We start from the raw sequence: 13,067 nt of genomic DNA, 5'->3' as shown, positions 1-13,067 counted from the left end.
ATCGATCCGGAATTTCACCAGATCGCCAATGGAAACGAGGCCAACCAGCCCGCCGTCTACCACCACTGGCAAATGGCGCATGCGTCGCCGGGTCATCATCGACAAGCCCTGAAGCACCGGAGTGTCCGGCGTGATGGTAATGGCGGGTGATGTCATGACAGTCGATACCGGCGCGTCGAGTATGGCCGCGCCTTCGGCCCCCAATCGATAGACAAGGTCGCGTTCGGAAAAAATGCCGACGACTTTGCCATGATCGACCACGGGCACGCAGCCGATGCGCTTTTCCGCCAGCAGTTGCACTGCGAATAACACAGTGTCGTCCGACCGAACCTGAATGACGTCGCTTCCCTTGTCGTGCAGAATCGCCGCTACGGTCATTGCCGCTCTCCTTCGTCATGCCCGAACATTTTGTCTCGGGGGTTGATGATCCCACTTTCGCCCCCCAAAGAAAAGGGATGAGACGCAAATTTGCCCTTGATGATCCACAAGTCGCCGCGACCGCATGGGCCAGGTTCCGCCGAATGATGCTCTGGATGGGGCTGGGCGGCGTCGTGTGCGTGGTCGCAGCGCTGCTGGTGCTGCACTGGTGGGCGGGACCAATGCCGATTCACATGATCATCGCGACCATATTGGGGGTCTGGCTGACCTTCATGCTGGGCACCGGCCTGATGGCGCTGGCCTTCCTTTCGCATGGAACCGGTCATGACGAGCAGGTGATGGACCGGTTGAAGGAGGAGATCGACATTGACGACTGAGCGAATACCAGGGCGCGAGACCATATTGCGGGTCGTCCCCCGTCTCGGCGACATCAACGCCAACGGCCATATCTTTGGCGGGTGGGTGTTGAGCCAGATGGATATAGCGGGCGGCATCGTCGCCGCACACGTAGCACAAGGCGCTGTCGCTACCGTGGCGATCGAGAGCATGCAGTTCATCGCGCCGATCCTGCTGCGGGATATTGTGTCGGTCTATGCCTGGGAAGAACGCCGCGGAAAAAGTTCCATCGGCATCCGGGTAGAGGTTGTGGCCACGCGCGGTACGGCGCACGCACCCGAAGAGGTCAAGGTGACGGACGGGCTGTTTACCTTCGTCGCCTTGGACGAATCGCATCGCCCGAGGCCGCTGCCGACTGAAGGCTGACGCGACTTGGCTGCAAAGAAAAAGGGGCGGCTCTCGCGAGCCGCCCCTTTTTCTTTCGCTGCCTGATAGGCGGGATGCTTATTCTGCGGCCTCGGTCGTGGGGCGAGCACGGCGGGTGCGCTTGCGGGGCGCCTCCTCGGTCGGCTCGCTGTCATTGTCGGCGCGCGCGATCGAGGGCGGAAGAACGGCAATGTCCAGACCCTGCGGTTCTGCCTCGGCGGCCTCGCTCTTGACCGTATCGCTCTTGCGGGGGCGACCACGGCGGCGGGGGGCTGGCGCCTCTTCCTGCGCCGGGGCCTGTTGCACGGTTGGCGCAACCGGTGCAGCGACGGGCAGCTCTACCTGCGGTGCCTGTTCGGCTACCGGCTCGACTGCGCGCTGCTCACGCGGTTCATTGATGCGGTCCCGACGGTTACGGTCACGGCGGGGGCGTCCTTCGCCATCTTGACCCTGACCCTGGGGTTGGCCCTGGCCTTCACCCTGGGACTGCTGGAATTGGGGCTGACGATCACCCCGGTCCTGACGCTCAGGGCGTTCTTGGCGCTCCTGTCGAGGCTGTCGTTCGGAACGCTGCTCCTGACGCTCGGCGCGTTCGGGCTGCGAAAAACGGAAATCATCCCCGTTTTCGTCATTGCCGTCGAAATCGTCGCTATAGTCGTCGAGCGCTTCGTCATTGCGACGAAAGCGGTTCTGACCCTGCTGCGGCTGGCCACTTTGGCCCTGCTGCTCTTCCTGACGGGCGCGATTGTCGGCCAGCACGCGGAAATAATGGTCGGCGAACTGGAGATAATATTCCGCGTTCACCCGATCCCCGGACAATTGCGCGTCGCGGGCCATGTTCCTGTATTTCTCAAGAAGCTGGGTAGCATTACCACGCGCCCGGTTGTCGATGCGGTTGCCATTGTCGCCACCGCCCCGGTTTCCACCACCATTGGGACGTCCGTTGTTGTTCCGGCCGCGATTACGACGGCCGGCCTGCCTGTTGTTGATCAAGACATAGTCCTTACGTTCAACGAGAATCTTATCCGTTGCTATCCCCAAACACGGCCTGACAAATATGGCCGGTACACGGCTCCGCAGGATGGGGCAGCCCGAAAGCCTTATCCCTATCCCCAGATGCCAGAGGCGCCGGACAGCAGCGCCGTCATGACTTGTTGAAGCCAGGAACCGGCCTTTTCCTATCAGTGGCCATCTGGCCAAATCCGAAGATAGTGCTGTTCCTGCTCTTTATGTAGTCGTTTCCTTCCATGAAACCAAGTGTTTTTCGCAGATGCTCAGGGAAAGGCCACAAGACAGCGATCGAGTCCGGCCAGATCCGTGCGGGCGGAAACAGTCAGGCCCACTCGGCGCAACAGGGCAGAAACGCTTTCCCGCTGGTCAAAACCGATCTCCAGCGCGGCCATGCCGCCGGGCGCCAGCAGCCCGGGCAACTGCGGTGCAATGCGGCGATACTCGTCCAGCCCCTCGTCCCCCGCGAACAGCGCGCTATGCGGTTCGTGATGCAGCACATCGCGCGATAATAGTGCGGAGGTGGCGATATAGGGCGGGTTGATGAGGATAAGGTCGAACGGGCTGGTCAGCCCCGCGCCCCAGTCGCCCAGTGCGAAATCGGCGCGATCGGCAAGACCCAGCCGTTGCGCGTTGCCACGCGCCACCTCCAACGCCTCTGTCGAGGCGTCGACACCCAGCCCCCGCGCGTCGGGCCACTGGTCGAGGGCCGCAAGCAGCAGCGCGCCCGAGCCTGTGCCAAGGTCGAGGATCGTTGTCGGGGCGCGGGTCTGGAAATGGTCGATTGCAGCCTCGATCAGCGTCTCGCTGTCTGGGCGAGGGATGAGGACCGCGGGTGTGACGGCCAGGGTCAGCGTCCAGAAATCGCGGGTGCCGATGATATAGGCGACCGGCTCCCCCAAAAGGCGACGATCGAGTAGCGCATTGAACCCCGGCGGGACGGCAAGGTCGCGTTGCCGCAGGATCACCTCTTCGCGGCTGATGCCCAGCGCATGGGCAAGCAACAGTTCGGCGTCGAGACGCGGGGTGTCGCTGGTGTCGGCAAGGCGGGCCGAGGCGGCGCGCAGGGTATCGGGGACTGTCATTACCTTCCCCCCTCCCTTTCAAGGGAGGGGTCGGGGGTGGGTCGAGACGCCGGGCTTGATCCGGTGGAGCCTCCTGCGGAGGCTACCCACCCCCAGCCCCTCCCTAAGAGGGAGGGGAGAAGAAAGGCTGCGCACACCCTAGCTGTCCAGCTGCGCCAGCCGCGCGACCTCATCCTCTGCCACCAGTGCGTCGATGACTTCGGCAAGGCCGGGGCCTTCGAGGATTTCGGGCAGGCGGTGGAGGGTCAGATTGATACGGTGGTCGGTGACGCGCCCTTGCGGGAAATTATAGGTGCGGATGCGTTCGGAGCGATCGCCCGAGCCGACCATCGCCTTGCGCGCACCCGCCTGTTCGCTCTGGGTGCGCTCGCGCTCGGCTTCATACAGACGCGTCCGCAGGATCTTGAGCGCCTTGGCCTTGTTCTTGTGCTGTGATTTTTCGTCCTGCTGGGTGACGACCAGGCCGGTGGGAAGATGGGTGATGCGGACCGCGCTGTCGGTGGTGTTGACGTGCTGTCCGCCTGAACCCGACGCGCGATAGACGTCGATCCGCAGGTCCGTGGACTCGTTGATCTGGACGTCCACTTCCTCCGGCTCCGGCAGCACCGCGACCGTGGCGGCAGAGGTATGGATGCGTCCGCCGCTTTCGGTTGCAGGCACCCGCTGCACGCGGTGGACGCCGCTCTCGAACTTCAGCTTCGCGAACACGCCAGCGCCGTTGATGCTGGCGACGACTTCCTTGAACCCGCCGACTTCGGACTGGCTGGCGGAGATCAGCTCCATCTTCCAGCCCTGTTCGTCGGCATAGCGTTGATACATGCGGAACAGGTCGCCCGCGAACAGGGCGGCTTCGTCGCCACCCGTGCCCGCGCGAATTTCCAGCATCGCCGGGCGCGCGTCGGCGGCATCGCGCGGCAGAAGCTGGAGCGCGAGGGCACGTTCGGCCTGCGGCAACTGACTTTTAATCAGTTGCATCTCCTCCTGCGCCATTTCACGCATCAGCGGATCGGCGTCGGATGCATCGCCACCCGCTATATAGTCCAGCGCCGCCAGTTCCTGCCGCAACCGGCGCACTTCATGCGCGGCGCGGGCGACCGGCTCCAGCTCGGCATATTCCTTTGACAGCCGCACGAACTGATCGGGCGGCAGGTCGGCCCGCGTCATCGACGCTTGCACCTCGTCCCGGCGCGCCTCGATCTGCGCGATGCGTTCGGCGGAGATTTGCATTAGAGTGGACGGTCCGCCCAGAGCGTTATTGGCTTACGCTCAACCTGCAAATCATAACTCGCTCCAAACATCGAATGAAGCGTTTCGTCAGACGGCATCTCTATCTGGGGATATTTAGCGTAATAACGAATGCGTAAACTCGGCCTTCCACCTTCACCCGAAGAAGATAGAGAAATGGCAATATCCGGATTTTTGAGCTTGGTTGCCTTTTCCCAACGCTTCTTTGGCGAGCCGGTCGAAGTTATTTCGCAGGACAGTGCAGACCGCCAAATCTTGCTTGCCACGTCATAGCTGCATGAAATCAAATCGTCTGATTCGACTACAACTGCGACATTGATTTTGGCAATCTCCGGCGCATCAATCAACATCGCCAACCGCTCGATCCCAGCCGCCCAGCCAACCGCCGGAGTCACAGGACCGCCCAGATTCTCGATCAGCCCGTCATAGCGCCCGCCGCCCAGCACAGTGCCCTGCGCGCCCAGCCGGTCGGTAACGAACTCAAACGCCGTGTGACGATAATAGTCCAACCCGCGCACCAACCGCGCATTGCGTTCCCACGCCACGCCAGCGGCGTCGAGGCCCGCCGTCACCTTTTCGAAGAAGCCGCGCGCCTCGTCTGTCAGATAGGCGTCGATGTCCGGCGCGCTATCCGCCACAGGGCGGTCGCGGGGATCTTTGCTGTCCAATATCCGCAGCGGGTTGCGGTTCAGCCGGTCGAGGCTTTCTTCCGACAACTGGCCGCGATGCGCTTCGAAATGCGCGATCAGCGCGGCGCGCCAGGCGCCGCGGCTTTCCGCGTCGCCCAGCGTGTTGAGGGTCAGGGTCACGCCCTCATTGATGCCCAGTTCTTTCAACAACTGGTCGGCGAAGACGAGCAGTTCGACATCCGCGCCCGGCTCGGCCGCGCCGATGATTTCGGCGTCGAGTTGGTGGAACTGGCGGAAGCGGCCCTTTTGCGGGCGTTCGTAGCGGAACAGTGGGCCGTGGGTCGCGACTTTGAGCGGCGCATATTGCTGCCAGCCCTCGGTAATATAGGCGCGGGCGATGCCGGCGGTGAATTCAGGGCGCAGGGTGACGCTGTCGCCACCGCGATCCTCGAACGTGTACATTTCCTTCGACACGACGTCGGTGCTTTCGCCCAGCGAGCGGGCAAAAACTGCCGTCGCCTCGAACACCGGCACCTCGACCCGCTGAAAACCATAAAGGCAGCGAACCCGGTCGAACGTCGCTGCGACATGGGCGAAGCGTTCGCCAAAAGCCTCCGGCGTGCCGCTCAATATGTCCTGCGTGCCCCGGATCGGGCGCGGTGTCTCGATTTTTGCCATGGGGAAGCGCCTTTAACGGCATTTCAACCACAAGGAAACGCGCTTTTTGCGCCGCTTTACCTGGGGGGTGGACGATTATGCCACAGCTTGCCATGCTGGAGGCATTCGACCATCCGGTCGCTCCCCCTTTCGGAGAATTTTTCATGATCCGCAGCCTTGCTGCCGCCCTGTGCCTTTCCACCTGCCTGTCGTCGGCAATCGCGCAGGACGCCATCCGCTCCAAACCGACCGCCCTGCCCGTCGTCGACACGGTGTCCGCGCCGCGCGACACGCCCTATCCGGGCGGGACCATCAAGCTGGAAGTGGATGCGACCGACACGACCCAGCGCATCTTCCGCGTGAAGGAAACGATCCCCGTCGCCGCCAGCGGGCCAATGACGCTGCTGATGCCGCAATGGCTGCCGGGCAACCATGCCCCACGCGGACAGATTGAGAAGCTGGCGGGCCTGACCATCACCGCCGACGGCAAGCCGGTGGCGTGGAAGCGCGATCCGCTCAACGTCTATGCCTTTCAGATCACTGTGCCGCAGGGCGCGCGCAATGTCGTCGCGCAGTTCCAGTTCCTGTCCGCCACCACGCCCGCACAGGGTCGCGTGGTGGTGACGCCCAAGATGCTCAACATCCAGTGGGAGTCGGTGTCGCTCTATCCAGCAGGCTATTTCACCCGCCAGATTCCGATTCAGGCGACCGTCACCTATCCCGATGGCTGGCAGGCCGCGACCGCGCTGCGGGGGAAGAAGACCGGATCGACTGTCGCCTATGACGTCATCGACTATGAGGCGTTGCAGGATTCGCCGGTGTTCGCGGGCACGCATTTCAAGGCGGTGGACCTTGGCAACAATGTGACGCTCAACATGGTCGCCGATGATGCGGAGGAGCTGGTCTATACGCCCGACCAGATGGCGAAGCACAAGAAGCTGGTGGCCGAGGCCAAGGCGCTGTTCGGCACCTATCATTTCGACCATTATGATTTCCTGTTCGCCATCACCGACGAGATGGGCGGCATCGGTCTGGAGCATCATCGCTCGTCCGAGAATCAGGTGGAACCCGGCTATTTCACCAAATGGGATGACGGGTTGCTGGATCGCAACCTGTTGCCGCATGAGTTCACCCATAGCTGGGACGGCAAATTCCGCCGCCCCGACCTGTTGTGGACGCCCGATTTTTCGGTGCCGATGCAGGACAACCTGTTGTGGGTCTATGAAGGGCAGACGCAATTCTGGGGCTATGTGCTGGGCGCGCGATCCGGCCTGTTCTCCAAGCAGGAGACGCTGGACGCCTATGCCCATATCGCCGCAAAGCTGGATACGGCCAAGGGCCGCGAATGGCGGCCGATGGAGGACACGACTCATGACCCCATCATCGCCGCCCGCCGTCCCAAGGGCTGGAGTAGCTGGCAGCGGTCGGAGGACTATTATAATGAAGGGCTGATGATCTGGCTGGAGGCGGATGCGATTATCCGCAAGCAGACGGGCGGTGCCAAGGGGCTGGACGATTTCGCCCAGGCCTTTTTCGGCATCAATCCGGGCGACTGGGGGCAGGTCGTCTATAATCGTCAGGACGTTATCAAGACGCTGAACGGCATCGCCCCTTATGACTGGGCGGGCTTCTTCACAAAATATGTCGACAGTCCCACCCGTGAGACGCCCAAGAGCGGCTTCACCATGGGCGGATACCGGCTGGTCTATGGCGACACGCCCGGCGCGATCACCAAAAAGGCGGAAGCCACGCAGAAAATGGTCGATCAGGGGTTCGGCATCGGCCTGATCGTCAAGAATGACGGCGAGATTTCCACCGTGGTCTGGGACAGCGCCGCATTCAAGGCAGGGCTGGCCGCGGGCACAAAGATCATCGCGGTTAACGGCAATGAATATTCGGCAGATGCTTTCAAGGCGGCAATCACCGCGGCGAAGAACCCCAAGACGCCGATCGAGATCATCGTCAAACAGGATAAATATTACCGCACTTTGAGGCTCGATTATTCCAGCGGCCTGCGCTATCCGCGCCTCGACAAATTAGGAGAGGGTGAAGGCAGCCTCGATACGCTGCTTAATCCGAAAACATAATCACCCGCACCGCAACCCGCGCATGTGAAGGCAGTACCTAATGAATATCGACCTGATTCCGGTGGGCGACGATCCGCCCCACAGCCTTAACGTCATCATCGAAGTGCCGGTTGGCGGCGAGCCGGTGAAATATGAATTCGACAAGAAGTCGGGCGCCCTGTTCGTCGATCGCATCCTGCACACGCCGATGCGCTACCCTGCCAATTACGGCTTTGTGCCGCACACCCTGTCGCCCGACGGCGATCCGCTGGACGCGCTGGTGATCGCGCGCTCGCCCTTCGTGCCCGGCTCCGTCGTGCGCGCCCGGCCGATCGCGGTGCTGAACCTGGAAGATGAGGCCGGCGGCGACGAGAAGCTGGTATGCGTGCCCGACAACAAGACCTTCCCTTATTATGCCGATGTCGGCGAGAAGGACGATCTGCCCGGCATCGTGATGGAGCAGATCGAGCATTTCTTCACCCACTATAAGGATCTGGAAAAGACCAAGTGGGTCCGCATCGGAACGTGGGGCGGCGCGGAAGACGCTCGCCAGATCACGCTGGAAGCGATTGCCCGCTATGAGGCATCCAAGAAGACGGCCTGATCGCTGATTGGAATCGTAAAAGGCCGCGCAGGACATACCCTGCGCGGCCTTTTTTATGCCCTGCTCAGATCAAGCGATCAGCCTCCAGCGCCCAGGCGGCGCTGTCGCGGCCGCGCGGGTTTCGAGCGTGGAGACGTGTATCGGCGGCGGCCAGACGCGTGACCGCCATCTCCAGTTGCTCTTCCGGCAGAGTGAAGGGCAGGCGCACGAACCGTTCGAATGCGCCGCCGACGCCAAAGCGCGGGCCGGGTGCGATCCGAAGCCCATGACTTTCCGCCAGCGCAGCCAGCGCCGTCCCCTCCCCCCGAGGCAGTTCCGCCCAGAGCGACAGGCCGCCTGCGGGCGCCTCCACCCGCCAGTGGGGGAGATGCTCTTCGACCAGCGCGACCAACCGGTCACGCCGTCCCCGCAGCATGTCGCGCCGTGCGCCAAGGCCATCGCCATTCTCCAGCAGCCAGGCGACCGCAAGCTGATCGATGGCGGGACTGGCCATGTCCAGCGTCGTCCGCAACCGTCCCAACCCCGCCACCGTCTGGGGATCGGCGCGTATCCATCCGATCCGCAGGCCACCCCAGAAAATCTTGCTGGCCGACCCAAGGGTGATGACTCCGCATCCCGTTGGATCATGCGATGCGACCGGCGGCGGCGACGTTCCGTCCAGACCCATGGCCACCATCGTTTCGTCCACCACCAGCGGCGTATGGCTGCGTGCAGCGGCGGCCACCAGCGCACGGCGAGTCGCCGGGTCCATGCTGCGGCCCGTGGGATTGTGGAAATCCGCGATTACATAAGCGAAACGCGGGGATGTCTGGCGAAAGGCCGCCTCCATCGCGTCAATGTCCCAGCCATTGACGGGCAGGCCCACCGGCACCGGCACGATATGGCTGCGTTGCAACGCCAGTATCGCATTATGATAGGTGGGGTGGTCGATCACGACCCGGTCACCCGGTCCGGCAAGCATCCCCAGCAACAATGCGAACCCCTGCTGCGCGCCGTTCGTCACCATGATCTGGTCCGGCGTGGTGGGACAGCCGCGCGCGGTGAAATGGTCGGCGATCGCCTGCCGCAAAGGCGGCAGGCCTAGCGCGTCGTAGCCAAGGTCGCCAAACCAGGCGGGTAACTGTTCCACCGCGGCCTGATAGGCCCGCGCGATTCCCTCAGGCGCGGGCAAGGCGGCGGCAGTCCAGTTGAGAATCCCTTCCCCCAGATCCTCCCCGGCACCGGGAAGCGGCACGCCTCCTGCCCGAGCGGACGGAAGCCGGGTGACACTGCCCGACCCCTGACGGCTTTGCAGATAGCCCTCGTCGCGCAGGCGATCAAAGGCGGCGGAAATCGTCGTGCGGCTAAGGTCCAGCGCCCCTGCCAGTTCGCGCTCCCCCGGCAGGCGCACGTCCAGACCGATGCGCCCGTCGAGAATCAGCATCCGCAACGCCTGCGCCAACTGGCGATAGGCAGGCTCTGCATTGCCTTCCGCACGCCAGGCGCCAAGCAGGCGAAGGAGCGAGGGTGGACGAAGCGCGGAGGTGGACATGACAGGCCTTCCCATAGAGTCACATTCAATGCCAGCTATAGAATAGTGGTCCTTTTGTAAAATACCACTTTGACCGATCAGGAGGCCATGATGATGTACCGCCGCCTTTTCCAGCTCTTCTGGGGCCTTGCCCTTTACGGCTTCTCGATGGCGCTGATGCTGCGCGCCAATCTGGGTCTCGATCCTTGGGACGTACTGCATCAGGGGCTGGCCCCGCGCCTTGGCCTCAGCTTTGGCATGACCGTCAACCTGATCGGCGCGCTGGTGCTGCTGCTCTGGTGGCCATTGCGGCAAAAGCCGGGGATCGGGACGGTCTGCAACATAGTGGTGATCGGAACGGCGGTGGATATCAGCCTTATGCTTTTGCCCGACCCGCAGGGATTGGGCTGGCGCTTTGGCTGGCTGGTCGCGGGGATCGTGTTGAATGGCATTGCCGGTGGCGCCTATATCGGCGCCGGTCTGGGGCCGGGACCGCGCGACGGGCTGATGACCGGGCTATGCCGCCGGACGGGATGGCCGGTGAAACGGGTCCGCACGGGGATAGAGTTGGCAGTGCTGGCCACCGGCTGGCTGTTGGGTGGGACGATCGGGATCGGCACCTTGCTCTATGCAGGGACGATCGGCTGGATCGTGCATCATGCCCTGCCCTTCTTCACCCTTGCAGCCCCAAGGCCCACACCCGCCACGGGATGAGATTTTGACGGTACCCCCCTGACCAGCCGACAGGCAAAAACCTGTCGGCTGGTCTTTTTTAACCTGGGGGGCAAGAGGCGCCCCGTTCGTTAAGGGGACTAGCGTTGATCGGGCCGGTAATGCTGGCATAGTGTGGCGCTGCCTTCCATCGATACGGCTAGAAGGATTTCCCGTGCGCCCTGCCCTGCCCACCGCCCTGGCCATACTGATGCTCGCCAGTCCTGCCGCCTCGGCACCTGAAACCGCACCGCGGACCGCACTGGTTGACCTGACCTTCGAACAGATTGCGCCTGCGGGCACGCCAATGCCGCGATTCAAGGTCGATGCCGCCTGGCCCGCCATGCCCGATGATCTGCTGCTGGGTCAGGTAAGCGGCGTGGCGGTTGGACCCGACGACGATGTCTGGGTGGTCCATCGCCCCCATTCGCTGACCGCCACCGACACCGGGCTGGCGCAAAGCCCCGCCATCGCCGCCTGCTGTAAGCCTGCCCCGCCCGTCGTGCGTTTCGGCAATGACGGGCGCTACAAGGGCGGCTGGGGTGGCGCAGCGAGCGCGCCCACAATTGAGGGCGTCAACCAGTGGCCCACCAGCCTGCACGGCATCTTCGTCGACAAGGCCGGCACCATCTGGTTCGGCGGCAATGGCAGGGGCGATCATGTCGTCATGCGCTATAGTCCCGAGGGTAAATATATCAGCAGCATCGGCCGCCGCGATCAGACCGGCGGTAATGACGACATAAACAAGCTGGGCAACCCGTCCGACGTCAATCATTCGGACGGCATGGTGCTGATTTCCGATGGCTATACGAACCGCCGGATCATCGGCTTTGAGGAGAAGGGCCGTTATAAGGGCCGTTGGGGCGCCTATGCCAAGCCGCCGATCGCGCCGGTACGCGAAGGGGCATTTGACCAGAGCCATGCGGTCGACCCCAGCAAGGTCGCCAATCCCAAGGCCGGGATATTCGCCGATATCGTCCATTGCGTGGTGCCGACGAATGACGGGCACCTCTACGTCTGCGATCGCAACAACAACCGCGCACAACTGTATCAAGCGCGGCAAGGACGGAGCGCTGACCTTCGTGCGCGACCTGGTGATCGCGCCGGAGACGGGCGGCACGCATACGGTAACGGACATCGCCTTCTCCCCCGACCCGCAACAGAAATATCTCTATGTCGCCGACATGATGAACGGGCGGGTCTGGATATTGCTGCGCCAGACCCATGAAATATTGGGTGCGGTAGGGCGGATCGGTCGGCAGGCGGGCCAGTTCACCTGGCTGCACAGCATCGCTACCGATAGTCAGGGCAATCTCTACGCAACCGAAGTGAACACCGGACGCCGCGTGCAGAAGCTGACTTTCACCGGCATTGAATAAGGACCGACCCATGGCGACTGAATTGTACGACCTGACCATCCCGGTGCTGGTCCGCGCGCTACATATTCTGTCGGCGATTCTGGAAAAGGGCGCGGCCCATGCCGAGGCGCAGGGGATCGACCCTGCAACGCTGACACAGGCCCGGCTGGCGGCGGACATGGCGCCCCTCATCAAACAGGTGCAGTTCGTCAGTGACACGGCCAAGGGCGCCGCCATCCGCATCGGCGGACTGGACCCCGTTCCGATGGCCGACACCGAAAGCAGCTTCCCCGAGTTGCAGGACCGGATCGCCCGCACCATCGCCTTTCTGGAATCGGTGCCGCGCGAAAAGATCGACGGACATGAGGATGCCGAGGTGATCCTGCAAACGCCCGGCGGCGCGCTGACCTTCACGGGCCGCAGCTATGCGCTGGGGTTCGTGCTGCCCAACCTCTTCTTCCATGTCACGACCGCCTATGCGCTGTTGCGACAGGCAGGTGTACCGCTGGGCAAGCTCGATTATCTGGGACCGGTCACGGCATAAGGCATCAGCCCGCGATCAGGCGGACTCGCGCGCTCGATACCCAACCGCTGACGCAGGGACCATCATAGGGCTGCTTGCGATCGACCGGATCGGTGACGCCGCAATCGACAGGCGCGGCCTCTACGGCATTGCCAGCGGCGGCCTGCGCTGGAGCGCGCGACGGCAGGACAACGCCCAGCCATCGCTGATCGAGACTGCGGGTGCAGACATGCATCCGCTCCCCTTCCCCCAGCGTAGCGAGCGTCCGGGCGTCGTCGAACGGCGCGGCGCGGAGCGGCAGGCTACCGCGTATTACCATGCCCATCGCCCCGCAGGCGTCCATGCGCGGGCCATCCTCCCCGATCGTCACGGGCCGCGCGAGGGGCGCTTCCATGCGGCTTTCGGACATATTTTCACGCGGCGCGCCGGCGATCGAGCTGTTGGGCAGTTCGTCCATCACGTCGCGACTGTCGGAACAGCCAGCAAGGATCAGCAGAAGGCAAAGGGTGATACGCATGGCGCCCTGATAGA

The 13,067-nt window shown here is 63.2% G+C and carries 13 protein-coding genes and 1 pseudogene (1 of these 14 running past the window's edge); 7 read left to right on the top strand and 7 right to left on the bottom strand.

What is annotated here, in order from left to right; all coding sequences use genetic code 11:
• Positions 1 to 378 carry the 5' portion of a CBS domain-containing protein gene (locus WFR25_RS02545; RefSeq protein ID WP_336968203.1) on the bottom strand. 51 nt of this gene lie to the left of the window's left edge, so 378 of the gene's 429 nt are visible here — the first part of the coding sequence; it begins with the start codon at positions 376 to 378; the stop codon falls past the left edge of the window.
• Between the two features lie 77 nt (positions 379 to 455).
• On the opposite strand from WFR25_RS02545, the gene WFR25_RS02540 reads away from it, so the two are divergent.
• The gene (locus WFR25_RS02540; RefSeq protein ID WP_336968202.1) at positions 456 to 755 is read left to right on the top strand and encodes a hypothetical protein; all 300 of its coding nucleotides are present in this window, start codon (positions 456 to 458) and stop codon (positions 753 to 755) included.
• Positions 745 to 1,140: an acyl-CoA thioesterase gene (locus WFR25_RS02535; RefSeq protein WP_336968201.1), complete on the top strand. Its 396-nt coding sequence runs from the start codon at positions 745 to 747 to the stop codon at positions 1,138 to 1,140. The genes WFR25_RS02540 and WFR25_RS02535 overlap by 11 nt, the downstream gene beginning before the upstream one ends.
• Before the next feature lie 78 nt (positions 1,141 to 1,218).
• Here WFR25_RS02535 and WFR25_RS02530 read toward each other — a convergent pair whose 3' ends face one another.
• From WFR25_RS02530 to hisS, 4 genes are all read right to left on the bottom strand, one after another.
• The gene (locus WFR25_RS02530) at positions 1,219 to 2,133 is read right to left on the bottom strand and encodes a DUF4167 domain-containing protein (protein ID WP_336968199.1); all 915 of its coding nucleotides are present in this window, start codon (positions 2,131 to 2,133) and stop codon (positions 1,219 to 1,221) included.
• Between the two features lie 281 nt (positions 2,134 to 2,414).
• Positions 2,415 to 3,233 carry a peptide chain release factor N(5)-glutamine methyltransferase gene (gene prmC / locus WFR25_RS02525; protein ID WP_336968198.1) on the bottom strand — a complete coding sequence of 273 codons (819 nt, stop codon included), beginning with the start codon at positions 3,231 to 3,233 and terminating at the stop codon, positions 2,415 to 2,417.
• A gap of 138 nt (positions 3,234 to 3,371) precedes the next feature.
• Entirely contained in the window at positions 3,372 to 4,460 is a 1,089-nt protein-coding gene (prfA, locus tag WFR25_RS02520) for a peptide chain release factor 1 (RefSeq protein ID WP_336968196.1), read from the bottom strand.
• Positions 4,460 to 5,785 carry a histidine--tRNA ligase gene (gene hisS / locus WFR25_RS02515; RefSeq protein WP_336968195.1) on the bottom strand — a complete coding sequence of 442 codons (1,326 nt, stop codon included), beginning with the start codon at positions 5,783 to 5,785 and terminating at the stop codon, positions 4,460 to 4,462. Before hisS ends, prfA begins: the two co-directional genes overlap by 1 nt.
• A 143-nt stretch (positions 5,786 to 5,928) precedes the next feature.
• Between hisS and WFR25_RS02510 the strand changes: the two genes are divergently transcribed.
• Together WFR25_RS02510 and ppa are read left to right on the top strand one after the other, a co-directional pair.
• Positions 5,929 to 7,851 (top strand): M61 family metallopeptidase, encoded by a 1,923-nt coding sequence (locus tag WFR25_RS02510; RefSeq protein ID WP_336974623.1) that lies wholly within the window; start codon positions 5,929 to 5,931, stop codon positions 7,849 to 7,851.
• Between the two features lie 40 nt (positions 7,852 to 7,891).
• On the top strand, positions 7,892 to 8,434 hold the full coding sequence (gene ppa / locus WFR25_RS02505) for an inorganic diphosphatase (protein WP_336968193.1): 543 nt from the start codon (positions 7,892 to 7,894) through the stop codon (positions 8,432 to 8,434).
• A gap of 64 nt (positions 8,435 to 8,498) precedes the next feature.
• Here ppa and yczR read toward each other — a convergent pair whose 3' ends face one another.
• Positions 8,499 to 9,965 (bottom strand): MocR-like transcription factor YczR, encoded by a 1,467-nt coding sequence (gene yczR, locus WFR25_RS02500; RefSeq protein ID WP_336968191.1) that lies wholly within the window; start codon positions 9,963 to 9,965, stop codon positions 8,499 to 8,501.
• A gap of 87 nt (positions 9,966 to 10,052) precedes the next feature.
• Between yczR and yczE the strand changes: the two genes are divergently transcribed.
• From yczE to WFR25_RS02485, 3 genes and pseudogenes are all read left to right on the top strand, one after another.
• Positions 10,053 to 10,658, top strand: coding sequence for a membrane protein YczE (gene yczE / locus WFR25_RS02495; protein WP_336968190.1), 606 nt, complete (start codon positions 10,053 to 10,055; stop codon positions 10,656 to 10,658).
• Positions 10,659 to 10,866: 208 nt separating this feature from the next.
• Positions 10,867 to 12,034, top strand: a pseudogene (locus tag WFR25_RS02490) (NHL repeat-containing protein).
• 10 nt (positions 12,035 to 12,044) lie between these two features.
• Positions 12,045 to 12,557: a DUF1993 domain-containing protein gene (locus tag WFR25_RS02485; protein ID WP_336968188.1), complete on the top strand. Its 513-nt coding sequence runs from the start codon at positions 12,045 to 12,047 to the stop codon at positions 12,555 to 12,557.
• Positions 12,558 to 12,561: 4 nt separating this feature from the next.
• Here WFR25_RS02485 and WFR25_RS02480 read toward each other — a convergent pair whose 3' ends face one another.
• Positions 12,562 to 13,053: a hypothetical protein gene (locus WFR25_RS02480; RefSeq protein ID WP_336968186.1), complete on the bottom strand. Its 492-nt coding sequence runs from the start codon at positions 13,051 to 13,053 to the stop codon at positions 12,562 to 12,564.
• Positions 13,054 to 13,067 lie beyond the last annotated feature (14 nt).

Origin of the sequence: Sphingobium aromaticiconvertens, from assembly GCF_037154075.1 — a bacterium.
Lineage (GTDB): Bacteria > Pseudomonadota > Alphaproteobacteria > Sphingomonadales > Sphingomonadaceae > Sphingobium > Sphingobium aromaticiconvertens.
This window is presented reverse-complemented; position numbering and strand designations above follow the sequence as displayed.

Coding starts and splice junctions, on each gene's coding strand:
- prmC (WP_336968198.1), bottom strand. CDS start 3,233: ATGACAGTCCCCGATACCCTGCGCGCCGCCTCGGCCCGCCTTGCCGAC.
- ppa (WP_336968193.1), top strand. CDS start 7,892: ATGAATATCGACCTGATTCCGGTGGGCGACGATCCGCCCCACAGCCTT.
- yczR (WP_336968191.1), bottom strand. CDS start 9,965: ATGTCCACCTCCGCGCTTCGTCCACCCTCGCTCCTTCGCCTGCTTGGC.
- prfA (WP_336968196.1), bottom strand. CDS start 4,460: ATGCAAATCTCCGCCGAACGCATCGCGCAGATCGAGGCGCGCCGGGAC.
- WFR25_RS02510 (WP_336974623.1), top strand. CDS start 5,929: ATGATCCGCAGCCTTGCTGCCGCCCTGTGCCTTTCCACCTGCCTGTCG.
- hisS (WP_336968195.1), bottom strand. CDS start 5,785: ATGGCAAAAATCGAGACACCGCGCCCGATCCGGGGCACGCAGGACATA.
- yczE (WP_336968190.1), top strand. CDS start 10,053: ATGATGATGTACCGCCGCCTTTTCCAGCTCTTCTGGGGCCTTGCCCTT.
- WFR25_RS02480 (WP_336968186.1), bottom strand. CDS start 13,053: ATGCGTATCACCCTTTGCCTTCTGCTGATCCTTGCTGGCTGTTCCGAC.
- WFR25_RS02540 (WP_336968202.1), top strand. CDS start 456: ATGAGACGCAAATTTGCCCTTGATGATCCACAAGTCGCCGCGACCGCA.
- WFR25_RS02485 (WP_336968188.1), top strand. CDS start 12,045: ATGGCGACTGAATTGTACGACCTGACCATCCCGGTGCTGGTCCGCGCG.